Raw genomic sequence first — 25,956 nt, 5'->3', positions numbered from 1 at the left:
TTGAGCGACTCTGTGTAAAGCGCGCCATTCTAAAAGCTATAGGCAGCGCGCTTTTGTTAGCTCACCAACCTTAAAAGAGCCAGTACCAAAGCACGCTAAACGCAGCTCTAATGCCATTTGTTCAAAGTGATCGACGACAGACTGCGTGCTGATCGTCGCAGCTTTTAATACCGCACCAGCTTGCCCAATGAGATTAGCACCCAAATGAATGGCTTTCGCCGCTTCAAGTCCGTTATGAACACCTCCCGAGGCGATCAACGGTAATGTAGGATGCAGTGCGCGGATTTGAGCCAAACATGTTGCTGTAGGGACACCCCAATCGCGGAAAAGCTCGGCTGCACGCTGCATTTTCGGATTATCTTGGCAATACCCTTCAACCGCACTCCAGCTTGTGCCACCCGCGCCCGCAACGTCAATTGCATCCACACCAGCATCAATTAATCGCTGCGCAACGTGTCCGCTAATACCAAAACCGACTTCTTTGATAATGATAGGAACCTTCACGCGAGATTTAAGCATCTCAATTGCCTGGAAAACACCAACCCAATTGTGGTCGCCATTTTTCTGAAACGCTTCCTGCATTGGATTAACGTGCACAAACAAGGCATCGGCTTGAATCGCCTCAACCGCACGTTGCGCATTATCGAGTTTACCTTTATCGAGCAATTGAGCGGCTCCAAGATTGGAATACAACGGTACTTCTTTCGCCAACTCACGAATGGTTTTACCCAAGCCCGAATGCTGACTTTCTTCTAAGCTAATCCGTTGCGAGCCCACACCCATGGCAATACCTAATTCACTTGCTGCTTCAGCTAGACGACAATTGATCGTTTCTGCGTCTTTTGCTCCGCCAGTCATCGAGCTAATCAAAAACGGTAGCGCTAATTGATGACCAAGAAACTCTGTCGATAAATCGATCGCGTGAAAGTCACATTCTGGCAGCGCACAGTGTTCAAACTCGACAGACTCAAAACCCGCCGTTTTATGCTTCATGCTCATATCATGATGTAAAACAGCATCTAGGTGTAAATCTTTTCGGTTAGTTTGCGGAGCCATAATGTCACCCTAAAGTAAAACAGTCGCGCAGTATTGCGATCCTTATCAGTAACGTCAATGCGAATTTTGTGAATTTGCCAGATTACTTTTCCGAAACGAGTAATGAATCTCGACTGCCCCTGACATTATAAGAAAAGAAACTCGCTTTCCGTTTTAAACAAGCCGGCAAGTTTCTCTTCAAATTGAGATAATCAGCGTACGATACCCATGATGAAAATGGATCACATTGCTCTGTAGTTTACTTTACGCTGTCCGACAGAATTAGCGACACAACAGTACTTGTCGTCGTTGGTTCAAACTGCTCTGGATCATCACAGAATTGAATTTTTCCTTTTTCTTCTACATGGAACAGCGGTACAACTGAACTACCTTTGTGATGCGCTAAATAATCTTGATACGTGAAGTTATCGCTCAATTTCGTGTGCTTAACCTCTGCACCACGACTTAACATACTGGCTAGCTGGGTATAGCTTACATTGCCGCCCATCAGCAATTTACCATGGTACTCCTGAGCCACGGAGTGCTTCTCGCTGCCATTGCCGTTGGTTTTCACTTTTTGTAAGCAGTGAACTTTATCTTCCCCAAACTCGTCGACGAATTGCATGCAAGCCATAATGTTGAAATGCTGATCGGGCGTTAATGCAACCACTTGTCCAACTCCTATCAAGTTCAAGTTGTCGTCCGCGTGACTAGAAATAGGGTTGCCGTAATAGTAATCCAATCCCAACATACGAACCTGACTGATGTACTCCCAGTTTGAGTCAGTCATTAATACGCGACGGTCATAACGCGCCAGCGCCTGCCCTATTTCTCTTGCTACTCGGTTAGCACCAATCAACAAGAAGCCGCGTGGTGCTGGCTCTGCGACGCCCAACGTCAGCGCTACAGGACGTGCCGTCGCACTTTGTAACACGACCGTTCCTATAATCACCATGAAGGTCATAGGGACCAGTAAAATCGCTTCATCAATGCCGTATTCGGTCAATTTGATCGCGAAAAGAGACGAAATCGAAGCAGCAACAATACCGCGCGGTGCAACCCAAGACAAAAACAGCTTATCTTTGAGACGCAAGTTGCTGCGGAAGGTTGAAAGAAAAATCGATAACGGACGCGACACTAACTGCATAAATACAAATAACAATAACGCACCGCTACCTAGCGCAGCAAAATCATCCAGACTGATTCGAGCCGCAAGGAAGATGAACAATCCGGTGATCAGTAAAATGGTTAAATGCTCTTTAAAGTGCAGAATTTGCTGAATATTGATGTCTTTAGCGTTTGCGAGCCACATACCCATTACGGTGACGGTTAGTAACCCAGCTTCAGACTCAATGTGGTTAGAGACCGAAAATACACCTAGAACCACCATCAAAACCGCAAATGGCTGCAAATATTCCGGTAGCCAAGAACGACGCATGATCGTCGCAACTGCATAGCCTGAGGCCGCACCTAGCATGACACCGACAGCAATGATCGTCCCAAACACTTCGACGCTATTTATCGCACTGTGAGATACGATAAACTCGTAAACCATCACAACAAAAAGCGCACCGAGCGGGTCAATCAAAATCCCTTCCCAGCGCAAAATGTTAGCAAGCGTACTGTTAGGTCTTACGGTTCGTAGAAGTGGCACGATGACCGTCGGCCCTGTTACTACGGTTAAGCTGCCGAACAACATGGCAAGCTCCCAAGTAAAGCCGAGGAAATAGTGTGTTGCGATACTGGTCGCTGCCCACGAAATGATCGCCCCGATGGAAACAATGCTCCATACCGAACCACTCACGCCACGAATTTCTTTAAAATTTAAGGTCAAACTGCCTTCAAATAAAATCACTGCCACCGCCAAAGAGACCAACGGAAAGAGCAAATTACCTAATATCTCATCAGGATTTAACCACTGCATAAATGGCCCGACGATCAGCCCTGCCAACAACAAAAATAAAATCGCTGGCAAACGCAATCGCCAAGCTAACCATTGGCAACCTAAACCAATAACCCCAACCGCTGACAGCACCAGCGCTTCATTACCCACTTGCATCAATAATTACCTGTTTTTGTCTTTTTTCGCGTGAATGCGCTATACCCGAATACATTCAGCCTTACGGTCAGATAGAAACTACCGAACGTGCAAATCAAACGACTGACCTTCGATGACATCGCTACGAAACGCACATGTTTGAAGTCATTTGGCGATCGCATCAGAACTATGAATATAGTTGACCCCCAATGACTTAACGACTCATTTTTGTTCATCAGGTCTTAAAGTGGCACACAAGTGTGCGACTTTGTCGAATTCATCATTACGCATTGAGTTTCATTATGTAGAATGATTTCTAAAGAAAGCGCGGAACCTAGCACTATATGAGGCTAAGGCATAGAGCATGAACTAAGCTTTAGCGTAAGTGCTCAAAGTTAAGAATCGTGGGTCACGCGACGTACGCAAGGAGAAATGGATTGTACGTAATACTAGCACTGTTCATGGCGTGTCTCGCCATCCTCATCGGAGTGAAAGCCGCCAACCGAGCTGCACTTTTAGAAAAAGAACTAGCCAAACTTCGTGAGGAAGTCACATCACTACGAGCCAGTGTCCATGGGGGCTCAAACCCACAAGTGCACCAACAATCCAGCATCGAAAAAGACACACCATCTGTAGCGACGCCACCTCACATAGAATCACAACAGAAAAATGTCTCATCCTATGGGGAACATGATCCAGCTGCCAACCTAGACTTGGACCAGAGCGCTGCGAATCAAGGGTACGCACAGACAAGAGAAGTGCAACTGGATGTTTTTAGTCAAGAAAATGAGTCATTCCTTCAGAGTAAAGTTCAGAGCCTGCTTAGCAACATTCAAGAAAATTGGTTGGTTTGGGTAGGCGCATTGGCCATGCTGATCGGTGGAGGTTATCTCGTACAGGTGATTGGTAGCCACATCCAGTTTTCGCCATTTATGCGAGTATCCTTTGCCTTTGTGCTCTCATTACTTATGGTGCTTGTTGGCGAGTGGTTTCACCGTAAAGAACAACAGAATCCGCAACGGGCAGCACGAGCCCAAGGCTTTACGTATGTTCCTGCTGCCGTTACCGGTACAGGATTAACGGGCATTTACTGCACCGTCATTTTTGCCTTTGTGGTTTATCAAATGCTAACGCCGAGTATCTCGTTGATCATCTTGGCTTCAGCGGCATTTTTCAGTTTAGCATTATCATTGCGACAAGGGCCGTTAATGGCCGTGCTTGGCTTAATTGGTGGCTACACAGCACCACTGTGGATTGGAGGTAGTGAACCCAACTACTTTTTGTTAGCCGGATACATCTGCGCAATTTCGTTCGCGGCGACCTTATTGATGCAAAAAGTGCGTAGGGCATGGATTACGCCAAGTATCGCGATTCCACATGTCATTTGGATGTTGCTGTTGATTGAGAGTGTACCAACAGAACTGTTGTTCTCGTGGCTCGCGATTTATCTCTCCATCACTTTGTATCTCATTTTCGCGGTTCCGAGAATGGGTTGGAGGCTCAATCCTCGCTTTCGTCACTATCAAAGCAAGTGGACAAACTCGCCGACCGCTACCGCTCTCGCAACTGCTTTATTGACCTTTTCTGCCGTCACCAGAATGCCGGAGCTGAACACTCTACAAATGGCGTACTGTTATACGCTGCTTGTTGCGATCATCTGGCTACCAGCACTTCGTACAGGCTGGTCATTACGTGTATTTTTGCCATCTATTCTCGTCTCAGCAACCGCGCTGATTGTTCTTACCATCGCTTTTGATGCGCTGTATATGTTAGAGCGAGAAGCTAGCATTCTATTCGCATTGGCGGTGAGTATCGCACTGATCGGCTATCGAACATATTGCCAATCACTTAGTGACCGTTCGCAACTCAGTGGGCTGCTTCTGCTGGTACTGGCTCCCGCGATGAGCTTAATTACGTTGCTTTATGTTGACGAATTTATGCAAGGCTACCTGTGGTATTGGACTACCTTCTGCGCATTGATGGCCACTTACTATGTTGTGCTTGGTCAGCGTGCACGTTCGTTGGCATTAGAATGCTCTGCCGTTATGCATGCTTTAATCGTAGGTATCGCTTTTGTTTGGTTGAGCGATACTTGGTTAACAACAGCAATCTCAATACAAGTTGCGATAATGGCCTTACAGGCTCAAGTCGGGTTATTTCGACCTGCGAGTTGGGCGATTAAAGTGGCAATGGGAATACTGGTTATCCGACTCACGCTGCTACCTTTCATACCCGAATGGCAACCGGTAGAAGCTGGGCATTGGGCTTGGGTTCTTGTGAGTTATATGCCTTCTCTCTTCATCTTGTCTTATGCTCGTTCAACACTAAAACAAGTGGACCGAGAACTGACCAACTGGTTTGAAGGGGCGTTTTTACATGTATTCTTAATGGCATTGTTCACCCAAACTAACTACTGGTTAACGGGGCAATATGGTTACTTGGGGCACATCGACTTCACAAGTGCGGCAGTCTTTGCCAATCAAGCATTAGTTATGGGTTTGGTATACAGCTACCGCAGCCAATTTGCGCAACGCTTAAGCCGTATCTACGAAATCTATAGTTACTTGCTTTGGTGCGCGTTCGCTATATTGATTATTTTGCTTAATACGGCAGAATCGCCGTTGGTGACTGATAACGTCTCGGCACAAGCACTTCCCATCTTTAACATGCTGAGTATCGGCTGGCTGTTACCAGCTTGCATCCTGCTTATCGCAACGTTTAAGCGCTGGAATACGTTGCAAGTTCATCGATTTGCGATTGCTAGTCTAGGCTTTTTACTTGCAGCCATTTGGTTGGGGATGTCTATCCGTCAATTCTGGCAAACCACATCGATGATGCTGTATCAGCCAACCAGCATGGCAGAGTTGTTCAGTTATTCAGTGGCTGGCTTGCTCGTAGGTGGATTGCTGACTTGGCGCGGCGTGACCCAACAGGGGCTGATGATGCAGCGTGTCGGTCTAGTAGTCCTTGCCTGTGTCGCACTGAAAGTATTCTTATGGGATGTGAGCTCTCTGGATGGGTTCTGGCGAGCAATAAGCTTCTTAGGCTTAGGTGCGTCTTTGATAGCACTTGGATGGCTATTCCAGAAATTGAATCGTTCGGTGGCAAAAGCACTCGAGCCCTAGACGAGTCAAAGAGAGATTCCCGACAGTGCGCTGTTTTCGTTATTGGGGGACGATAACAGTGTAAAGCCGGGAATCATTGGAGTGTTCGTTACTTCAGTAAAGCGACCACGGTATGACGACGCACGTTTGCTTGCGCATTCAATGCCTGAAAAGTTGAAGTAAACTCGCCAGACTTTTGCATGAATCCATCCAGTTTTGCATTCACTTCATTGACTGAAAGCTGTGCGGTTTTGGTTTGGATAGAACGCATTTGAGTATTCAGTTCACCATGAAAAGCTTTCGCTTCCTGCAAGCTCGTTTGAACTTGTTTCAGATGCTGATTTACTTTGGCAATCGTCTGCTTGATGCCATCGCGTGAGCCTAGATCAAACCCGAGCTCCGCAATACCATCTGGCTCAGACTTTAAGTTCAAAACGTTAGGCTGTCCCGCAGGGAATCGGTGCCCTTCCCCCGTTACCATCACCTTTTGCTGCATTTGTTGATAAGCGTTGTCTCTGGCTTCAAATAAAATGCTGCCATCATCGGCTAACGAGGCTCGCATTCCTAACGCAATCAAGCTGCGATCCAGCATTTTGACCGTTCGCTCACCGTCTGATTGTCCATCAAACTGAATCATCACCGCTTGACCTTGAGGAAAATCCAAACGGATTTGCTCGGCCTTGTCGCTTAAGCGATGAACATTCAAACCTGGAATAGAAAAGCGACGAATGTCCGCTTTATCCAGTTTTAAGTGCAGTTCGTTATTTAGGACTTTCTGGCCATCGAAACGTGCTTGCTCAACGACTTTTTGGATGGTGGCTTTAGAACGAACCAATATATCCTGCAAACCAGGAACATTTTGTACGCCTTGATTAATAGCTTGCGTCAAACCACGTTTAATTTGCGTGAGCTCTTTGCCAATCACCTGCAGCGATTTGGACGCGATCTGAACCGCCGTGGCTTGCTGCTGACCCTGCGTAAGCTGAATACCAGATACAGAGTAGGCTGACGCAGTGTCAGCCTGAATTTGCGCCGGGCGCGGTTTAATTGCCGTACTTGAGTCTGCAGAACGGGTCGGCATGATAGAGGCTTGTTCTTGTCCACCTAAGCGTATGCTATGGGGTCTAACCTCTACTGTACTCATTACCATAAAAAGAACTTCCTAACCTTATAAACGGTCAAACAGCGACAAACCATCGATCTTCACATAGCTTGCTTGCGTTGCTTGCAAAGCGGCCATGTAATTACTCAATCGTACCGACGCTTCACCATAGTCCAGAGCAGAGAGGTCTCCAGATACTTTGTCAACGAACAGCTTGTTTTCACTGTGCGCGCCACCAACAAGATCTAAGTTGTTGTGTCGACCACCAATCTCAGTCATGGTCCCTAGTACGTTTGAAAAAGTATCATCGATAGCGCTGATACTCGCCTCAACTTCAGCTCTGAAGTTGGCGGTAGGGCTCTCAAACTCTTTGATCAGCGCATCAATTTGGTTAAGCACGTTATGGCCTCCCCCAAGGTCCAATATTTCTTTTGCAGTCATATTGGAATCCATCGTGACACCTTTAGCAATTGTTACTACGCGCTTGTCACTATTACCTTCAATTACGTAGCTGCCGCTCGCTTTACTTACAGCCGCAGTATCCGTTTTAGTACCAGAGAAAAGGTAGTGCCCTTCTTCATCCTGCGCGTTAAAAGACGACTCAATAGAATCACGGTAACTCTTAAGCTCTGTAATCATACCGCCACGACTTTCGTCAGTAAGAGAGCCGTTCGCACCCCAAAGCGCGATGTCTCGCATGCTTTTTAAGCTTTCTTTGATCGAATCTAAATGGGTTTCTTGACTCGATAGCGTCGTTTTTACGTTTTCAATGTTGTTTTTGTACTGAGCAATCGCACTGGTTTCTCGGTCTAAGTTAAGCAACTTGATCGAAGCCATTGGATCGTCAGACAGCTTGGTTAAGCGCTTGCCAGTAGACATCTGTTGCAGAGCTTCGCCTAATCCCGCGCTATTGCTCTGCAAGCTGTGCAACATCATTTGACTAAATTGATTGTCACTAATTCGCATCTAAACTTTCCTCTTAGAATAACTGCAGAATAGAATCGAGCAGTTGATTTGCTGTGCTGATCACTTTCATGTTGGCATTGTGCGCATTAGCAAACATCATTAGGTTAGCCGCTTCTTCATCGCTGTTTACGGAACTAACATTATCGCGAGCTGCGTGCGCTTGCTTGTTCATGGCTAACTTCGCTTGATAATCAGCATTAGCTTGGCGTGCTTTAATTGCGGTTTGACCCACCATTGAACTAAAGGCATCGTTCAAGCTTACTGAGCCGTAACCTGATACCGCCACTGGCTTGTTGCTTAACTCGATCAATGATTGCAACGCATCTGCGTTACCAGGTGTTCCATCACTTGAGAACGCAAGCTCATCTGGAGTTAGCTTGGTAATATCCAAACTGGCTGCAGGGTTTGCTGGGTCATAGCTGAACAAAGGTTTACCTGGGTTGCCATTTAAGTCTTTGCCAGTTGCAAGCACGGCGTTGTATTCATCCGCGAGAGCTTTCGCCATGTCATTCAGAGCCAGTTGGTTTGGTTTCAACACTTCGGTTTGATAGTCATTAATCGCACCTAATTTGCCACCAAGCGAGTCACCAATCGCAAAGCTTTGATTCGAGAACGTGACGTGTAAGTCCGCCAAGTAAGGATCACTCGGGTCAGGAATGGCTTCCAGTTTGCCATGGTCCGTACCCATCACAAGCGGTTGACCAGAGGTTAGTGTGACCTGAACACTGCCGTCATGCTGCTGTGTTGTTTTGATTTCAATGGTTTGAGATAACTCACCGATTAACCTATCTCGTTCATCCATTAACTGTGATGGGTTACCACCTGTACCTTGCATCTCTACCAGTTGCTTGTTCACCTTCGCGATATTTTCCATAAGGCTATTCGCGTGGTTAAGCGCTGCATTACGTTGGTCGCTCATGTCTTTATGTTGATTGTATAAAGACTCGGTAAGCGTATTAAAACGGCGGGCCAAAGCTTCAGATTCGTTAATGATCTGCTGGCGGTAAGGTATGGATTCCGGCTTAACGGTCGCATCGTTAAGCGCAGCGTTTAGCGAGTCCAAGCCAGCCGATATACTGAAACCATCGGCACCAAGCGTATTCTCCAGCTGACTCATGTTACTGGTGTATCCAGATGCGTATGCCGCCATACTGTTAGTCGACCACGTTTGCTTAATCAGAAATTGATCAGTAACGCGGCGAATGCTAGTGACTTCTACCCCTAAACCTGGACTTAAGCGATTGGCTTTACCATCATCGACAGACGCCATCAACGCTTGTTGACGACTGTAACCCACGGTATTCACGTTTGCCACGTTTTGCGCGGTTACGTCTAGGGCCACACGGTTCGCGCCTAAACCTGAAAGGGCAATATTAACTAGGTTCATTTACAGCTCCATTTTTCTGATCAACGGCTGAGAAAACGCGGTAGTCATACCGGCCTCACCGAATACCTGTTTAACAGAGGCGACGGCTTGAGAAGCGGTATTAAATAGGCTTGAATTCTTCTCCACCTCTTTAGAATCTACTTGTGAGATAGATTCAGAATTCGAACCTTTACCATCGTTAGCGGATGAGATGTTACGCGCAGCATCGAAAGCAACCTCACGCATAGACGGGCTCAGCTGCTGGATGAGCATATTGGCAATGCCTGAGCTCTGTTTCTTTGCTAGTTCCATCGCCAGCTGACCGTCATACATATCACGGAATACCCCTTGTTGCTGACTGGCAAACGGGCTGTCTTTATCAGCAAGAGCATCACTACTGCTACGCATTTGGCGTAACACCATTTGTAGGAACATTGCCTCAAATTGACCTGCGACGACTTCAAGTGCGCCTTCTTGATCACGACTATGCTTGATGTGAGCCAATGCACTGTTGTCGTGATAAAGCATCGAATTTAACTGAGTTTGTTCATTGGTACTGTCTAGCTTCATCCTTAACTCCTTATATCACGACCAATTCAGCGTTCAATGCACCCGCTTCACTCAAAGCTTGCAGGATAGACATCAAGTCTGTAGGCGTGGCACCTAAACTATTTACCGCATTAACTATGGTGTTAAGTTCCGTGCCTGGAGGCCAAATCACCATCTGAGCGAGATCTTCATTCACATCAAGGTCCGTTTGGTTAACGACTTTCGTATCGCCATTTGCAAACGCATTAGGCTGACTAACTTGTTGTGATTCAGAAATTCGCACGGTCAAGTTACCGTGACTTACTGCTGCTTCACTCACTTTGACACTCTTACCGATCACTACGGTGCCAGTGCGAGAGTTAAAGACAATACGAGCAGGTTTACGGCCTTCAACGACGCTCATTTCTTCAAGCATCGACATCATGACGACACGCTGCTGTGTATCTTTTGGTGCACGCATATCAATGCGCGCTTTATTGATCGCAACTGCAACGTTAGGTCCAAAAGTGTTGTTAATTTCACGCGCAATATTTTTTGCTGTAGTGAAGCTAGGCTTGCGCAGGTTTAGGGTGATTTCATCACGTTGGTTGAAATCGGTTTTGATTTCTCTCTCTAAAGTCGCACCATTCGGAACGCGACCCGCCGTTGGTGTGTTTACTTCTACTTTGGAGCCACTTCGCCCCTCTGCAGATAAGCCGCCCACAACCACGTTACCTTGCGCAATCGCGTACACTTCGCCATCAATACCACGTAAAGGCGTTAGCAATAACGTACCACCGCGAAGGCTCTTTGCATCACCGATTGAAGACACAACCACATCCAACGTTTGTCCTGGGCCTGCCATTGGGTCAACGGACGCTGTCACACTCACAGAAGCCACATTTCGTAGCTTAGGGTTCATACTGTCATCAATTTGAACCCCAAACTGACGTAGCATGTTGGTAATAGATTGAGAGGTAAATTTCACTTGGTTTCGGTCACCTTGGCCGGCTAAGCCAACTACCAAACCATAACCAACCAGTTGGTTTTCTCGAATGCCGCGAACATCGACCAAGTCCATGATCGGAATTTCCGCTTCAGCACGTGAAGTGCCTGGTAGTCCCAAGGTCAACACCAATAGGAGAGACATAAAGAAAGATTGCATTGTCTTCATTAGAAAGGTACCCATGGGCTGTTGAAGAACTGAGTTAGCCACCCGGCTGCGTTGCTGTCAGCTAGCGCTCCGCGACCTGCGTAGGTAATTCTTGCATCAGCAATTCGTTGAGAAGAAACTTGGTTACTGCGGTTAATATCATCCACACGGACGATACCGGTTAGACGAATAAACTCGTCGCCTTGATTCAGACGAAGCCATTTTTCACCGCTGATACGCAATACGCCATTAGGTAATACTTCGTGTACCGTTACCGTAATGGCACCTTGAAGCTTGTTGCCTTGTGAACTTGATGCACTGCCATCGAAGTTACGTTTGCCATCCACGCTAACCCCTAACTCATCGATAGTTTTCGTGCCTATGGTCGGCGCCACAAAGTTAATTGCTGAACTTTTACCGAACTTAGTACCCGCATTTTTACTCGATGAGGTTTCTTCTGATAATTGAATCGTTAATACATCGCCAACTCGGTAAGCACGACGATCCTGGAACAGAGTCATCGTGTATTGGTGACGATAAAGGCTACCAGATTGGGTTTCCGGCAGCGTGTAATCGAGCGTTGGTGGTGCATATTCCTCAGCATTCGGCTCAGGCGGAATAAATTCCTGACGGCCAGCACATCCCACCAGCAACACGGCGGCTACTGCCCAACTCTTAGAAAGCCATTTCATTGCTTTTTCCTTCATCATCACCAATTTCATACTTACATTGATTGCGAAACAAACTTCAGCATGTCATCTGCAGCAGAGACCACTTTCGCATTCATCTCATACGCACGTTGAGTGGTGATCATGTCGACCATCTCTTCTACTACTTGTACGTTTGACCCTTCCAGTGCACCTTGCTTGATAATGCCGGCGCCATCAGCTCCTGCAATCAGCTCATCAGCTGGACCGCTGGCTTCCGTTTCACGGAATAAGTTGCCACCCATGGCCTCTAAGCCGGCTGGATTGATGAATTTTGCAAGTGTAATTTGACCAAGCTGCTGAGGTGTTGGATCGTCTGCTGTTGTTGTAGTCACTGTGCCATCAACACCCACAGAGAAAGAGACCGCATTGTCTGGGATCTGGATTTGAGGCTCTAAAGGCAGGCCCTGACTGTTCACCATTAAGCCTTCTGAGTTTCGATGGAACTGACCATTACGTGTATACATGATCTGTCCGTCCGAGTTTTCTATTTGGAAGAAACCCTGACCCATTACAGCAAGATCCAACTCTTGCGTTGTGTTTTGGGTATTACCTTGCGTGAACACTTTTTGTGTGCCAACAACGCGAACACCGCTACCTAGCTGAATACCACTTGGTAGTTCGTTAACTTGGTCTACTTGTGCGCCTGGTTGACGCTGAATGCTGTAGAAAAGATCTTCAAATACGACTCGGTCACGCTTAAAGCCAACCGTGTTTACGTTTGCTAGGTTGTTAGAAATGGCAGTCATCTTCGTGTCTTGCGCTGCCATGCCTGTCTTACTTACCCATAATGCTGAATGCATTTTTTACTCCTTGCGGGGCGAGACTTAGCTCGCCGCCATTAATTTGTTACCAGCTTTTGCTAGAGTTTCCGCCGTTTTCATCATGCGAACTTGCATTTCAAAGTTGCGCGTCAGCGACATCACACTAACCAATTCATCAATAGCAGATACGTTACTGCCCTCAATGTGCTCAGGAGAGAGTTGCACGGTTTCATCTGCCGCGAATGGCACGCCATCTACGCTGTGCAGCAAGCTATCGCTCTCTTTTTGCAGTTGATTAATTTCCGGTTTAACCAACTTCAAAGTGCCTGCCACAATTTCTGCGCCGCCACCTGGTGGGATCACTGAGACTTGACCACGCTCGCTGATTTCAATCTTTTGATAATCCGGCACAACCAAAGGACCATTGTCACCGAGGACAGGGAACCCATTGATTGTTAGAGCGCCAAAAGTATCGACCTGAATATTGCCTGCACGGGTGTAAGCTTCGTTACCCGCTGGGGTTTCTACAGAGAGATATCCCTCCCCCATAACCGCAACGTCCAACGGACGTCCTGTTTTCACAATATCGCCAGCGTCGAAACGTGTTGAGGCAGAGTTGGTCACAACCATAGTGCGACCATCAAAACCTGGGCCTTGCATCTCTACACTACGCACACGCTCCATATCCGCTCGAAAACCCGCAGTATCAGCATTTGATAAGTTGTTTGAACGAACGTGCTGCGCTTTAAGAACTCGGCTGGCACCCGACGTTGCCGTAAATAACAAACTATCCATGCAAAACTCCCATTACACCGCGTTAAACAAAGCTTGAGTAAGCTTGTCGCTGGTAGAAATTGTCTTTGCGTTTGCTTGGTAGTTGCGTTGTGCAGTCATTAGAGCAACAAGCTCGCTGGTTAAGTCAACGTTAGAACCTTCTAATGCACCCGGAGTTAGGTCACCCATCGTACCTGAACCCGGAACACCCATAATTGGAGCACCTGAGCTAAAGCTTTGAGTCCATGATGTTCCACTCACTTTCGCTAAGCCTTGTGTGTTTGCAAAATCAGCAAGAACAACCTGACCTTGTAGCTGTGATTGGCCGTTAGTGTAAGTCGCGTAAACCATGCCGTTACCTTCAACGCGTACACCTGCAAGTTCACCTGATGTGTAACCGTTAGGACTATTAGTACTTACGCCAAAAGCTGCACCAAATTGCGTGCTGCCTTTCAGGTTAATGTCTACACTCATCGCGTTCGCGCCTGCAGCAGGGAATGAAACATTAAACGGCGCAGTTGGTGCTGAAAGCGAGCCGTCTTTACCAAACGTTACAGGCACAGTTGCTACTGGCGTCGTACCGCCATCTACTTGAACGTTCACTTCCCACGAGTTAGAAGCAGTCTTAGTAAAGTACTGAGTTACCGTGTGCGAGTTACCCAGTGAGTCGTAGACTTTTGTTGTGTAAGACGAGTTAAATGAGCTTGGATCTTTTGGATTGAATGGCGTTACGGCTTTATCAATAACAGACGCGCTTGCGTCGAAGTTCGCAACAAAATCTAAGCTGTCTGTTGCTTTAGCATTCAGTGAGGAAGTCGATACCTGAATATTACCCACAGAACCTGTCATTAGGTTGTTGTTGCTATCGACACTGTAACCTTGAAGCTTTGCACCGCTGTTAGCCGTAACAAAGTTGTTCTTATCCGTTGAGAACACACCTGAACGTGTGTACAACATTTGACCCATATTATCTTTAGTAACAAAAAAGCCACCGCCATTAATAGCTAGGTCCATCGCACGGCCAGTTCCTGTGATACTGCCGTCTTTGTCGAAGTTCTGTGAAATTGACGCGACTTCCACACCACCAGGTTGCATGCCGTTATATACAGCGGAGAATTCTGTGCGGCCACCTTTAAAACCATACGTTGATGCGTTGGCAATGTTGTGACTGATTGTGTTTAGCTCTGTGTTGGTCGCGTCCAGACCACTTAGTGCGATGTTAAAACTCATAAATAGACCTCTGATTTCCGTATTTGGTTAAGCACCAAACTGAGTGATTTGATAGAAAGGAACGTTGCCAACGCCATGGACATTGACTAATGCTGCGCCACCGGTATTAGGAATGCGCACTTGCTCAACAGTGCCTGCCATCAGCACATTTGGACTTGCTTGCCCTTCTTGCACTTCTACGGCCACTGAGTATTTGCCTGGTTTAAGACCAAGTTCTTCAGGATTAATTGAAAAGTCGACGTCACCTTTACCGTGAGCACCTAGTGGCACTTTAGTTGATTGTCCAAATTCATCTTTAACAACTAACGTGACTTGGTTTGAGCTATGAGCGAGTTCGATTTTTCCGTTTTGTACGTCTTCACCAAGCTGAAATTCATCCGCGTTGACGTAAACCGTTTGCCCAACAAGGCCCGCTGTTGACAGCACTTGCATGTTGTCCAGTAACACCATGCTCTGTTGCATTGTCTTAGACATATTCTCGGTACTTTGTACCTGCGAGAACTGAGCCAATTGACCAACGTATTCCGTACCATCAAGGGGATTAAGTGGGTCTTGGTTTTGAATTTGAGCCACCATCAAAGAAATAAACTCATTCTCCAATGAAGAAGCACTGTTCATGTCTTTAGGGTTTGGTGAGATACCGTTGCTGTCTTTTGCTTTTGTATTTACTGGAGCGTCAGACGATAAAGGGGTGTATTGTGCAATACTCATTAGCTACCCTGCCCTAATCTAAGCAGACCTTGCTGCATACTTTTTACATTGGCTAATACTTCAACATTCGTTTCGAAGCTGCGTGTTGCGGACATCATGTCTGCCATTTCAGCAACTACATCAATATCTGGGTAAAACACATAGCCTTCATCATTAGCCAGTGGGTTGTTCGGCTCAAAACGCTTCTCTGCATCTCCAGCATTTTTAACAACGTCAACAATGCGAACTTCTGCATTGGGATAAGCTCCATTTTCTGTTGTCATTTGCGTTTTTTGGTACACAGTCGCAAATACTGGCTTAAGCGCTTTATAAGCATCTTCTGGATTTGCAGATACTGCATCTGCGTTTGCTAAGTTACTGGCTACCGTATTAAGACGCACAGTTTGTGCTGTCATCGCGGAACCAGTGATCGAGTAAATATCAGTGAATGACATAATTAACGTCCCTCAATCGCTTTCGCTAAGCCATTAAATTTCATGTTGAGAAACGTCAGGCTAGTTTGAAAGTCCATGTTGTTTTGCGTGAATTTTGCTTGTTCAACACCAAGCTCTACGGTGTTGCCATTTTTGCTATTCTGGTAAGGCACCGAGTATTGGGCCTGAACCTGGAACTTTGGCACCGGTTTGTTCACACCACCTGCCGTTACTTGGTTCATTACGGTGGTGAAACTTAGGTCTTTCGCCAAATACCCAGGGGTGTCAACATTTGCTAGGTTACTGGCGAGGACTTTGGTACGCTGAACGCGAAAATTAAGTGCCTCTGGATGTACTCCTAAAGCATTTTCAAATGTGATCGCCATGCATCTTCCTTACAGTTGGCTCGAATACGCCAACATACAAACAAGATACGTGCCATAAAAAATAGCCATATATATCAATGATTTACAAACAAGAATGGAAGCCAAGCTTCCGGTTCTCGGAAAGCATTAAAAACAAGAGGAAAGTGTCCACTTCCTCAACAATAATGCTGACGTTACTCGCTTTGACATCAGAACAAGCATTCGCCAACACCAATGACAAAACCCTCAGCGTTGAAGAGATAAAATCCGTTGTAGCAACGGATTTCGAACAAGAGGTGGATCGCGTAGCGCTCTCCAATCAGTGGGGGGAGTACAAACTGGACTTCGACATGTGGGTGCCCGGTTCTGCCAATCACTTGCCAGAATGTCAATCGCCTTTAGTTATCACAGGTCGTGACAACAACACGTTGCCAGTCGGTAACCTCAAGCGCTCAGTCAGCTGCGACAATATCGCATCACCATGGCGAATTAACGTTACGATAAAGTCTTCGCTGACTCTGCCTGTTTTAGTCGCGACAACCACGGTTGGCCGAAATGAAGTCGTAACGGCTAAACACATAAAGCTTGAAACCCGAACCATCTCTCGCCAAGACGATTTTTATACTCGCCCCGAGCAAGCAGTAGGCTTAGAAACCTCTCGTCGTTTGAGGGCTGGACAAGTGGTTAATCCATCCAATTTGTCGGCCCCACCTCTAATCGAGAAAGGAAATGAAGTCATAGTCATTGCGAGCAAAAATGGATTTAGTGCCAGCACAAAAGGAGTCGCCTTAGAAGATGGAGCGAAAGGGCAACAAATTGACGTGGAAAACCCAAGTTCGGGCAAGGTCATAAGAGCAGTCGTAACTGGATTAAACCAGGTTCATACTCAATTTTGATTTTTTGACTCGGGGTAACATTTTTTAATTTTGGCTCTCGTCAGTAACACTGAACTTCGAGTACAAAAAAAATATTTAATGTTTATCACATTCTAACCGCCTACTTAATTTAGAACATGATGATGAGGACCACAGCATGAAAATCGACAAAGTCGCGGGCGGTCATGTCCCACAAACAAAATTACAGCAAGCAAGCAAACAGCCTGTCGACGTCGTCGAACAGAGCAAAGTACACGAGCCTGCATTTCAAGCGAATACCGTAGCGATAGATCGCGCTCAAGCTGAAATGGCATCACTACCTGATGTTGATATGGAAAAAGTAGAACAAGTACGCAACGCATTAGCGCGTGGTGAACTTAGCCTAGATACAAAAGTGCTATCCAAGGCAATCATGCAGTTCCATACAGGTCACGAGTAATAAAACGCTAGGAAGACATCATGGCAAGCGCAGTATCGCAGCGAATTCAACAATTTGTTCGCTCTATATCTGAGGATATTAAGCTTTATCAACAACTGCTTCCTTTGCTTCAGCAGCAAAAGGTATTGTACTTAAAGTTTGATGGAGAGGCACTGAACGACAATGTTCAGAAACAAATGCCGATACTCAATAAACTCAGCCGCTCCGCCAATGACAGAAGCCAGTGTATGCGAGCGCTGGGGTTAGCGTGTAATGACGCCAGCGTAAAACGAATTTTCAATGCTTTGCCTGCCCAAATAGGTATGCAAGCTAGAAAACAATGGGCGCTATTGGAAACGTTGGTAAGTCAGTGCCAACAATACAATCAGAGCAATGGCCACAGCTCTGCGGCGTTCCATGAGTTGGTCAGTCAACTCAAACAACCTGTGCAACACACTTATGAAGATAAATCGTTCTAAACGATGTTCGTCTTGCCTACAGATTCAGTCGCCATCTCGGCTGAGTACTGTAGGCCTTTTTATTTTTATTGCCTTTCTGTCCTACCTTCCATTCACATGCCAGGCAAAACCAAATGCTGTCGATATTCAAACGCAGTATCAAGTATTAGCCCCATACAAACCACAAATTGCCAAGCGTCTCGATTCATCCAAACCGGTAATTAACCACATTTTCAAACAGCTTCAAAACCACTCATTACCAAATAGCCTAGCCTTAGTGCCAATGTTAGAATCTTCTTACAACCCCAAAGCCGTTTCTCACGCTAACGCCGCCGGACTTTGGCAACTGATACCAGCCACAGCGAAACGTTTCGGATTAACGATAAATACAAAACAAGACGATCGCTTTGACACAGAAGCTAGCACAACGGCCGCGCTCAAGTACCTGGCGTTTTTATACAACAAATTCGATCAAAATATGGCTCTCACTTTAGCTGCATACAATGCCGGAGAAGGACGTGTTGCACGTGCTATTCAGCGAGCAGGAAGTCGAGATTTCCAACAACTCACGCTGCCTAACGAGACTCGCCAATATGTCAGCCGCTTCTATGCATTGGAAAAGTTGATAGATATCGGTCAGTTACAATCCTCATCATTTCAACCTTTACTCTTATTTGCTCCAGACGCTCCTATGATTTCACAACCGCTGGTCGACTTTAGCCGACTGCCTCCGCTAGTTAATTTGTGATAAAAGCTACGACAGAGCTCAATGTCAGAGAAACGTAAAATCACAAGATCCTGTTCGGCGAATTTGAAAACTCGTGATCTCTATGCAAACGTGTGCAAAAAAGTTGAGGTAAGGTATCTCAAAGATAAGAAAGAGTAGTGGTTTACTAAAAAGCGCCCCAATTGCGCTTGGCAATTGGGTAGATATGCGTCACATTGCGTTTGCAAAAAAACATGAAAACCAATGGTCAGACCTAATAATTATTTACACACTAAATGTAAAACAGCTATTGTTTTCATAGTTCGAAACAAATCTAACATATCAAGATGACGCTTCGCTTGCGCGTCTGGAATAAGTCCGGGTTCCGGGGGGGAGTCCGGACTTTTTTATTGCTCTAAAATCTTTGCCCACAATAGAGCCAACAGAAGCTAAGTCGTAATGATGCAAACTAGCTGTTTATAGTAATTCTTTAGAAATCAACTGAAGTAAAAACGTTTCGCGCTCAATGCTCATGCCTTTTTTCGGGCTTTCTGCCATCGTTTTTTCATTGTGTGCAATTGCTTCGTGTATGTTCATCCATACCGGGCGCATTCCATTTTTAACTTCGTAATCTTCATACGCCGTTTCGCCTAGCTCACGTTCGATTTTACATGTATAACAATACGACACCATGTGCATCACGTCAGCGTCATCCTTGTACCACGGACGAAACTCCTCAAAGATTCCGAAAGGCTTAATACCATGTATATTTTGGGCGCCCGTTTCTTCCTCTAATTCACGGACTAATCCAGCAATGACATCTTCACCATCATCAATACCACCGCCTGGTAGCGTGTAGTCATGGTAACGTTCTGTATAGAGCAACAGCACATCTTCACCATCAAGTACAATGGCTCGCGCTGCATTGCGCTGAAAAACAATTTTGTCATCCAAATGCTCTATGTCTGGATGAACGGTCGATTTTAAATGTCTCATCGAAAATACCACGGTCAATGTTTTGTGCGCATATTACCGAATTTCACACTTTAAATCATTGTTGTAGGCCAGGTACGTTCGAGCGCTTGTCAGGAAGTGATTGATATGACCTTCACAACAATACGCCAAGAACAGAAGTGTGACGTGCTAATCAGCAATAAATGAGAATATCTAAATTCTTATACGTCCCTCTTACTTTTAACATCGATAAGACAATAATCTCTTAAAGTTGCCTATAATCAATACAATACTCGCCCACCCCATGCGGAGATAAAGAATGAAAAAGACAAATTTAATGATGGCTATGGCTGCAACATTGGTACTGGCTGGTTGTTCAACTTACGAGGGAGCGACCCGATCAACTGAGTATACCTCCGTTGCAAATCCCGCAGCCGTATACTGTGTTCAGCAAGGTGGTGAGCTGGATACCGTGTCGGAAAACGGCGAACGTGTCACTTACTGTGTGCTGTCGGACAATGAACGCGTCGAGCAATGGGAATACTATCGCGAGAATCACAAAGAAAATGAGGGTGACAACTACTAATTATTTTTATCGATACGTCACCTTCCCTCTATCACTTAGGAGCCTTTGGGCTCCTTTTTTATTTGATTTATCAAAGTGTTCTTACGTTGTTTTTACATATCTCTGACTTTACCGCACATCGATCCTATATCGAACAGTGTTCTATTCTTGACATTCCCCTGACATAACTTTCCACTTGGACAATAAAATTCCAAACACAGATCACACTAATTCACATTTCTTCCACATTTTCTGGGACAGGTGAGCAAGATGAAAACACAAATAGTAAAAGAAGCCGAGTCAGCCCCAAGCAACGTTGTTACTGAAAAATCAAAGCGCATTATTTATAAATCGAGTTTAAACGCCTTGATGATTGTCGCTATAAGTATTCTCGTTAACCTTAGTCTTCGTCTTGATTATGTCGTGTTGGGATCAAGCCTTGGCGAGCTTTCCGTTACAGAAACGCTCCAGCTTGTGATGCTTGCTATTGCATCATGGTCGTTTTTCAGCTTATCGAAACAACAGCCTCAGCTAAAGCATGCGGCTATTTTGATTGCAGGATTTTTTGCAGTACTGATTATTCGCGAAACGGACTATTGGACAGACATGATTCATCATGGCTCTTGGGTTTTCCCAGCACTTGCTGTCACCGCACTGGCTTGCGCCAAAGCTTACCAAGGTGGTAAAGGTACCATGAACGAAATGGCGACCATTTTAACGGTGCCACATATGAAGCTATTAGTTGGTGCTGTAATGCTATTATTAGTCTTCTCTCGTTTGTATGGTATGGGCAGTTTTTGGCAACAAGTGATGGATGAAAATTACATCCGTGATGTTAAAAATATCTCAGAAGAAGGTATAGAACTGCTTTGCTACTGTTTGATCGCATTAAGCGCCGTCCGCACAAAACGCGAGCTTAATGAATAGACTCAGGATCAAAGCGACGGTTCAATGCAGTCAGTATCGGATGGAAGATACTTAATGCCTTTTCCGCAGCACCTACAGATTCATCCAAGGCCGTCAGTTCGACGGCCTTTTTCATTTCTTCAATATGTTGCAAAGCCTCTTTATCGAGCGGTAAAGAGAGCAATTTGTGAATAGCATCTCTTGCGATCATAAGTGGCTTTTTTCGGACAATTGATAAATCTCGGAAAAATACGCCATGCTTGACCCCTTCTAAATAAACTCGGTAGGTTGTGAGTTCATCGAGTAGCAAGAATGTCTCCGCCATAAGCCCTTTATGTGGGTATGGCACGCTAATATGTTTGCTGATATCCAGTGGAATATTGAGGGTCACCCCCATGGATTCGCAATCGGATTTAAGTACTCGTAATAAGCCTTGCTCATCCATCAAATTCTGGATATCAATGATTCGTTCGAGGTGGTAGTCATTAGATAGCAAGATAACCTCAACCGGATGCCCCAACCATAACTCGAACAACCCACTTTTGCACAAAACTTGGGAAACATAACGCATGTTTTGAAACGTGTTCAACGACTCCGTTTCTAAGAGTAAATGACGTTCAGGGAACGGATTCACAGAGTCTGCGTTTAGGGTTCTAAAATACGCGTACATCGCCTCTGCTTCAGAAACGCTTTGTCCTTGCGTTACTCCGCCACAAAAAATAATCGCCGTTCGCTCTGTCGGTAGTGATGCAGTCCTACAAGACAAAACTTCGACTCTGGTTATGCCCTCAGAGGTCAATTTGTTATTGACGAGGCGTTTACCTAAAACGATGACGATGTTGTCTAACTTCATTTTAAAATCTCGCGCTTAGTTGGCAGTGTTACAAAAATCTTCTTTCACTCCCGACCCACAAGCTTTAACATCTAGTTAACAACACTGTTCTAGAGACCTTTATAAAGGTTCACTGCTAAAGGAAGTCAATTATGCTGTCGATTTTCGATATATTTAAAATTGGTGTCGGGCCATCCAGCTCCCATACTAATGGTCCTATGCTTGCCGGATTCCATTTCACTCAGCTAGTTAGCGACTCTATGGCGAAAGTGCATCGGGTGCAAGTGGACCTTTATGGCTCATTGTCACTGACAGGTCGAGGGCACCATACAGACCGAGCCACGGTCCTTGGTTTGATGGGAAATAAACCTGATACCATCAAAATGAGCAGTGCCAAAAGTGCGCTACAAAATACCATAGACAATAATACGCTCATGCTCGCCGGTACACACCAGATTGAGTTTAGCTACGACCATGACATCGTCTTTCATAGCGACAACCTTCCCCTGCATGAAAATGGCATGACGATTACGGCATTAGACGCTGCTGGAGATCAAGTAGCGTTTGAAATTTATTACTCCATTGGGGGCGGATTCATCGCCACCGCCGACGAACTAGAGAACGGCACGCAACAAGATGAGGTCGCAGTACCATTTCCGTTTACATCCGCAGATGAGATGCTGGAAAAAGCCGAGACGAACGGTTTCAGCTTGGGAGGCATGATCCTCCAAAACGAACTCGCATTTCGCTCAGACGAAGAAATTAACCAAAGAGCAGAGCAAATTTGGAAAGTGATGTCGCTCTGCATGCAACGTGGCTTCGATACGGAAGGGATTTTGGAAGGTGGTCTAAATGTCACTCGTCGAGCACCAAACCTTTTGAAAAAGCTCGAAGCCAACGCTGCAGTTGAAAACGATCCGATGGAGATCATGGATTGGATCAATCTCTTCGCCTTTGCGGTTAGTGAAGAAAATGCAGCAGGAGGGCAAGTCGTCACTTCTCCAACGAATGGTGCAGCAGGGGTGATTCCGGCGGTATTGATGTACTACCATCGCTTCATCAAAGAGCTCGATGTTAAACAGCTAAAAGACTTTCTCGCAGTCGCCGGCGCTATCGGCATCTTATATAAAACTAACGCGTCAATTTCTGGTGCAGAAGTGGGGTGTCAGGGAGAAGTTGGGGTTTCTTCATCCATGGCTGCCGCTGGCTTAACAGCGCTAAGAGGGGGCAGTAACGAGCAGATTTGTATTGCTGCGGAAATTGCGATGGAGCATTCATTGGGTATGACTTGTGACCCGATTGGCGGCTTGGTTCAAGTACCTTGTATTGAAAGAAATGCCATGGGAGCAATGAAAGCGATTAATGCATCGCGTATGGCATTAAAGCGCACAAGTAAATGTTTAATTTCTTTAGATAAAGTTATCGAAACCATGTATCAGACTGGTAAAGATATGAATAAAAAATACCGTGAAACCTCTTTGGGGGGCTTAGCTGTCATTCATATGGCACCGCCATGCGAATAATGGCAGGTGGTCATTGCGCTTAGCTTCTCACCATACGCTTATCTGGTAATTATGATCTGATGATATTACATATAGAAATGCCGCGTTCTTCGCGGCATTTTCTTAACAAGAAACTATTCGATTAATCACGTCGACCACGAAGTTCAATTTTTTGAGTTGCAGCATCCGAATGGATTGTTACACCGCCATAGGCCATTTCATTGCGACCCTTCAGCGTCAATTGAGAATCTGAACGCTCTACGTCAACCTGATTTTTCGTTGCCATCGTCATATCAATCGTGCCCGTGTATGACCCATCACCAGCAAATGCTACGTTTGTTGAGCAAACCATCAAAACAAGTGCGATTAGTTTTTTCATACATCACCTCTATTATCGTTCTTACTTTCTGTCGGTGGAAAAACTGTAACAACAGAAACGCGCTCATACGAGGAAAGCCATTATTTACCAAATGGAAATCCATGCTAATAAACTGATGTAACCAAGAATAACTTATCGTTACCTTCAATAAATCAGGGATAAGGCAGCAACTTAAATTGACCGAGCGTTGTCTTTTCTTAAGAAATTCAGCGATATGATTTGTCGACAAAAGCCAAGCGAGACAATGTATGAGCGTTAATCTGGATATTCAAAATATTTTGGTATTAAAACGGATGTATGAGTTACGTAACGTCCGGTTAGTCGCAGAATCACTCGGTAAAACGTCAGGAGCAATCAGCAAAAATCTGACAAAGATGAAAACTCAGCTCAATGATCCGCTATTCGTTCAGACCAAAAATGGCTTTGAACCAACAGCTTTTGTGGAAGCGAACATTGCGCATTTTGAGCAAATAATCAACAGTATTGATTCCATCAAACCACAGCATTTTTCACCAGCTCATTTTGACGGTTCAATCACTATTTATGCCAACACATTGTTTTGGGAGTACTTTGGTGACAAGTTTTACTTGGAGTTACTAAAGCACGCCCCAAACGCAAAATTCTCATGTTTGCGCTGGGGTAGCGAAGCAAAAAAACGATTAATTGACGGTGAAAACGCTATTGCGATTCATTACTTTGATGAAGATCTGCCACAGTCAATTGTTCAGACCGAACTAGGGCGAGGAAAAGCGGTATTTTTTGTTCGACAAGATCATCCCGCTCAAAACTCCCAAGAACTAGAAGAATACCCTTTTATACTTTTTAAAACGCCGGGATGGAACGACTACCGATACCCAGTGTTGGAAAGGCTCAAACATATGGGTTTTAGAACCACACCTAAAGTGGAAATTGAGCATCCAGCGATGATTCAAAAAGTGCTTCTGCAAACGAATCATTTTGGCATAACGATGAGTGGACATGTTCCTAAGGGTTGCCGGAGTATCGCGCTTCCTGCTGGGCTAGAGCTTGATGTTCGCTACGTGATGAGCTGTCGTCGCTCTCAACAGCAAGCTCCGGTAAATCAGTGGTTATTAGATGTCATTAAGCATGTCGCTCAGTCCTAGACTGATGACTTGCTACTGCTAATAATAGCCAAAACCACACATGCGCTCTACTTACTCGCTGAACGAACATTAAAGACTCTGTATTAACCATTGAGCAAAGGTGTTTACGTGTGATTTTTCGGATGCTCGAACCACCATATAATGTGCACCAGAACTTGGCATATGCCAATTTCCAGCCTGGACTAATACGCCCTGTTGCAGCTCATCCTCAACAAGAAAGTCTCTTACCAGCAACACGCCAAGTTGATTAATCGCAGCATGAATAGCAAGCAATGAGTGTTCAAACTCGGCGACGACTTTGCTCACCTTCCCTTGGTAACCTTGGTGTGAAAGCCACTCTTGCCAAGATTCATGATAACCACTAGTACAGATTTTAGGCGCTTTAGCTAACTGCGAGAGGTCATTTATCGGGTTTAAATGCATAAAGCCGGGGCTTGCGACAACAATCCAGTTTTCTTGGGTTAATCGTATGGCTTCTTGCTCTTGCCAATCTCCATCTCCGTTAATAATTTCGATATCCGCAATCGCACTGGCGTTTGGAACTGTATTAGCAGTTGTCGAGACTTTAAAGGAAATGTCTGGGAATTGTCGCTGAAAATCAGCCAATCTTGGCATTAACCACTGAGAGCAAAAGCTGTGAGCGACATGTAAGTTAACTTGCGTATTCTTGGGACGAGTAAATAAATGCTGCGTCGTGGTCGATAATGTTTGAAGCACATGGTTAACCACAGGCCAGTATTCTTTTGCTGAGCTGGTCAGCGTAAGGTGCGTACCCTTGCGCTCGAATAATGTTGCATTTAACTGCAGTTCTAGCGATTTCACCTGCTGACTGACGGCCGCACGGGTCACATTTAGCTCCTCTGCGGCTTTAGTGAAGCTCTGTAATCGCGCCGTGGCTTCAAACGCTCGGAGCAAATTAAGCGGCGGTAAACTTTGCATAACACTCTCCCAAACACTTGGCAGCCATGGTATGAACTGGTG

The 25,956-nt window shown here is 45.5% G+C and carries 27 protein-coding genes; 9 read left to right on the top strand and 18 right to left on the bottom strand.

Going from position 1 to position 25,956, the window contains the following annotated elements; all coding sequences use genetic code 11:
* Positions 1-36: 36 nt before the first annotated feature.
* Together fni and R8N46_RS04620 are read right to left on the bottom strand one after the other, a co-directional pair.
* Positions 37-1,056, bottom strand: coding sequence for a type 2 isopentenyl-diphosphate Delta-isomerase (gene fni, locus R8N46_RS04625; RefSeq protein WP_005388695.1), 1,020 nt, complete (start codon positions 1,054-1,056; stop codon positions 37-39).
* 238 nt (positions 1,057-1,294) lie between these two features.
* Complete coding sequence (locus tag R8N46_RS04620; RefSeq protein ID WP_005373994.1) at positions 1,295-3,094, bottom strand: cation:proton antiporter; 1,800 nt, start codon at positions 3,092-3,094, stop codon at positions 1,295-1,297.
* Positions 3,095-3,534: 440 nt separating this feature from the next.
* Here R8N46_RS04620 and R8N46_RS04615 point away from each other — a divergent pair, with 440 nt between their 5' ends.
* On the top strand, positions 3,535-6,198 hold the full coding sequence (locus R8N46_RS04615; protein ID WP_162497053.1) for a DUF2339 domain-containing protein: 2,664 nt from the start codon (positions 3,535-3,537) through the stop codon (positions 6,196-6,198).
* A gap of 88 nt (positions 6,199-6,286) precedes the next feature.
* On the opposite strand, the gene R8N46_RS04610 is transcribed toward R8N46_RS04615, so the two are convergent.
* Genes R8N46_RS04610 through flgB form a run of 12 tightly spaced genes read right to left on the bottom strand, consistent with a single transcriptional unit; the run spans position 6,287 to position 16,277 of the window.
* Positions 6,287-7,327: a hypothetical protein gene (locus R8N46_RS04610; protein WP_054728655.1), complete on the bottom strand. Its 1,041-nt coding sequence runs from the start codon at positions 7,325-7,327 to the stop codon at positions 6,287-6,289.
* Positions 7,328-7,345: 18 nt separating this feature from the next.
* Complete coding sequence (gene flgL / locus R8N46_RS04605; protein WP_005373998.1) at positions 7,346-8,245, bottom strand: flagellar hook-associated protein FlgL; 900 nt, start codon at positions 8,243-8,245, stop codon at positions 7,346-7,348.
* Positions 8,246-8,258: 13 nt separating this feature from the next.
* Positions 8,259-9,632 (bottom strand): flagellar hook-associated protein FlgK, encoded by a 1,374-nt coding sequence (gene flgK / locus R8N46_RS04600; RefSeq protein ID WP_005374000.1) that lies wholly within the window; start codon positions 9,630-9,632, stop codon positions 8,259-8,261.
* Positions 9,633-10,181 (bottom strand): rod-binding protein, encoded by a 549-nt coding sequence (locus R8N46_RS04595; RefSeq protein ID WP_054728653.1) that lies wholly within the window; start codon positions 10,179-10,181, stop codon positions 9,633-9,635.
* 10 nt (positions 10,182-10,191) lie between these two features.
* Complete coding sequence (locus R8N46_RS04590) at positions 10,192-11,328, bottom strand: flagellar basal body P-ring protein FlgI (RefSeq protein ID WP_086026720.1); 1,137 nt, start codon at positions 11,326-11,328, stop codon at positions 10,192-10,194.
* Positions 11,313-11,984, bottom strand: coding sequence for a flagellar basal body L-ring protein FlgH (flgH, locus tag R8N46_RS04585; protein WP_213972258.1), 672 nt, complete (start codon positions 11,982-11,984; stop codon positions 11,313-11,315). Before flgH ends, R8N46_RS04590 begins: the two co-directional genes overlap by 16 nt.
* A gap of 32 nt (positions 11,985-12,016) precedes the next feature.
* Positions 12,017-12,802: a flagellar basal-body rod protein FlgG gene (gene flgG / locus R8N46_RS04580; protein WP_005374008.1), complete on the bottom strand. Its 786-nt coding sequence runs from the start codon at positions 12,800-12,802 to the stop codon at positions 12,017-12,019.
* Positions 12,803-12,826: 24 nt separating this feature from the next.
* The gene (gene flgF / locus R8N46_RS04575) at positions 12,827-13,558 is read right to left on the bottom strand and encodes a flagellar basal-body rod protein FlgF (RefSeq protein WP_005374009.1); all 732 of its coding nucleotides are present in this window, start codon (positions 13,556-13,558) and stop codon (positions 12,827-12,829) included.
* A 12-nt stretch (positions 13,559-13,570) separates the two neighbouring features.
* On the bottom strand, positions 13,571-14,767 hold the full coding sequence (flgE, locus tag R8N46_RS04570; RefSeq protein WP_005374010.1) for a flagellar hook protein FlgE: 1,197 nt from the start codon (positions 14,765-14,767) through the stop codon (positions 13,571-13,573).
* A 27-nt stretch (positions 14,768-14,794) separates the two neighbouring features.
* The gene (gene flgD, locus R8N46_RS04565) at positions 14,795-15,478 is read right to left on the bottom strand and encodes a flagellar hook assembly protein FlgD (protein WP_005384410.1); all 684 of its coding nucleotides are present in this window, start codon (positions 15,476-15,478) and stop codon (positions 14,795-14,797) included.
* On the bottom strand, positions 15,478-15,912 hold the full coding sequence (gene flgC, locus R8N46_RS04560; protein WP_005374012.1) for a flagellar basal body rod protein FlgC: 435 nt from the start codon (positions 15,910-15,912) through the stop codon (positions 15,478-15,480). Before flgC ends, flgD begins: the two co-directional genes overlap by 1 nt.
* A 2-nt stretch (positions 15,913-15,914) precedes the next feature.
* Positions 15,915-16,277: a flagellar basal body rod protein FlgB gene (flgB, locus tag R8N46_RS04555; RefSeq protein WP_005374013.1), complete on the bottom strand. Its 363-nt coding sequence runs from the start codon at positions 16,275-16,277 to the stop codon at positions 15,915-15,917.
* Between the two features lie 77 nt (positions 16,278-16,354).
* Between flgB and flgA the strand changes: the two genes are divergently transcribed.
* The 4 genes from flgA to R8N46_RS04535 all read left to right on the top strand — a co-directional run bounded on the left by flgA (position 16,355) and on the right by R8N46_RS04535 (position 18,755).
* Positions 16,355-17,152 (top strand): flagellar basal body P-ring formation chaperone FlgA, encoded by a 798-nt coding sequence (gene flgA, locus R8N46_RS04550; RefSeq protein ID WP_213972259.1) that lies wholly within the window; start codon positions 16,355-16,357, stop codon positions 17,150-17,152.
* Between the two features lie 136 nt (positions 17,153-17,288).
* A complete protein-coding gene (gene flgM, locus R8N46_RS04545) occupies positions 17,289-17,570 on the top strand; it encodes a flagellar biosynthesis anti-sigma factor FlgM (protein ID WP_005374016.1) in 282 nt (93 codons plus the stop codon).
* Between the two features lie 20 nt (positions 17,571-17,590).
* Positions 17,591-18,028: a flagellar export chaperone FlgN gene (gene flgN / locus R8N46_RS04540; RefSeq protein WP_005374018.1), complete on the top strand. Its 438-nt coding sequence runs from the start codon at positions 17,591-17,593 to the stop codon at positions 18,026-18,028.
* On the top strand, positions 18,009-18,755 hold the full coding sequence (locus tag R8N46_RS04535; protein ID WP_042523341.1) for a lytic transglycosylase domain-containing protein: 747 nt from the start codon (positions 18,009-18,011) through the stop codon (positions 18,753-18,755). The genes flgN and R8N46_RS04535 overlap by 20 nt, the downstream gene beginning before the upstream one ends.
* Positions 18,756-19,190: 435 nt before the next feature.
* Here the strand turns inward: R8N46_RS04535 and R8N46_RS04530 are convergent, their stop codons facing one another.
* Positions 19,191-19,709: an NUDIX hydrolase gene (locus tag R8N46_RS04530; protein WP_005374021.1), complete on the bottom strand. Its 519-nt coding sequence runs from the start codon at positions 19,707-19,709 to the stop codon at positions 19,191-19,193.
* A gap of 277 nt (positions 19,710-19,986) precedes the next feature.
* Here R8N46_RS04530 and R8N46_RS04525 point away from each other — a divergent pair, with 277 nt between their 5' ends.
* Entirely contained in the window at positions 19,987-20,253 is a 267-nt protein-coding gene (locus tag R8N46_RS04525; RefSeq protein WP_005374023.1) for a DUF333 domain-containing protein, read from the top strand.
* Between the two features lie 249 nt (positions 20,254-20,502).
* Positions 20,503-21,159 carry a hypothetical protein gene (locus tag R8N46_RS04520; RefSeq protein WP_005374025.1) on the top strand — a complete coding sequence of 219 codons (657 nt, stop codon included), beginning with the start codon at positions 20,503-20,505 and terminating at the stop codon, positions 21,157-21,159.
* Here the strand turns inward: R8N46_RS04520 and R8N46_RS04515 are convergent.
* Positions 21,149-21,991, bottom strand: a complete 843-nt coding sequence (locus R8N46_RS04515) for a YdcF family protein (protein WP_213972260.1) — start codon at positions 21,989-21,991, stop codon at positions 21,149-21,151. The two genes, R8N46_RS04520 and R8N46_RS04515, sit on opposite strands and share 11 nt — an antisense overlap.
* A gap of 131 nt (positions 21,992-22,122) precedes the next feature.
* Between R8N46_RS04515 and R8N46_RS04510 the strand changes: the two genes are divergently transcribed.
* The gene (locus R8N46_RS04510; protein ID WP_017819764.1) at positions 22,123-23,493 is read left to right on the top strand and encodes an L-serine ammonia-lyase; all 1,371 of its coding nucleotides are present in this window, start codon (positions 22,123-22,125) and stop codon (positions 23,491-23,493) included.
* 121 nt (positions 23,494-23,614) lie between these two features.
* Here R8N46_RS04510 and R8N46_RS04505 read toward each other — a convergent pair whose 3' ends face one another.
* Positions 23,615-23,851: a hypothetical protein gene (locus tag R8N46_RS04505; protein WP_054579233.1), complete on the bottom strand. Its 237-nt coding sequence runs from the start codon at positions 23,849-23,851 to the stop codon at positions 23,615-23,617.
* 248 nt (positions 23,852-24,099) lie between these two features.
* Here R8N46_RS04505 and R8N46_RS04500 point away from each other — a divergent pair, with 248 nt between their 5' ends.
* Complete coding sequence (locus tag R8N46_RS04500) at positions 24,100-24,975, top strand: LysR family transcriptional regulator (RefSeq protein ID WP_005384388.1); 876 nt, start codon at positions 24,100-24,102, stop codon at positions 24,973-24,975.
* A 69-nt stretch (positions 24,976-25,044) separates the two neighbouring features.
* Here R8N46_RS04500 and R8N46_RS04495 read toward each other — a convergent pair whose 3' ends face one another.
* Positions 25,045-25,914 carry a LysR substrate-binding domain-containing protein gene (locus R8N46_RS04495; RefSeq protein ID WP_115386473.1) on the bottom strand — a complete coding sequence of 290 codons (870 nt, stop codon included), beginning with the start codon at positions 25,912-25,914 and terminating at the stop codon, positions 25,045-25,047.
* Positions 25,915-25,956 lie beyond the last annotated feature (42 nt).

The sequence above is a fragment of the Vibrio sp. 1874 genome (assembly GCF_033344395.1).
GTDB classification, from domain to species: domain Bacteria; phylum Pseudomonadota; class Gammaproteobacteria; order Enterobacterales; family Vibrionaceae; genus Vibrio; species Vibrio alginolyticus.
The sequence above is the reverse complement of the archived record's forward strand: the minus strand, read 5'-3'. Positions and strand labels throughout refer to the sequence as shown.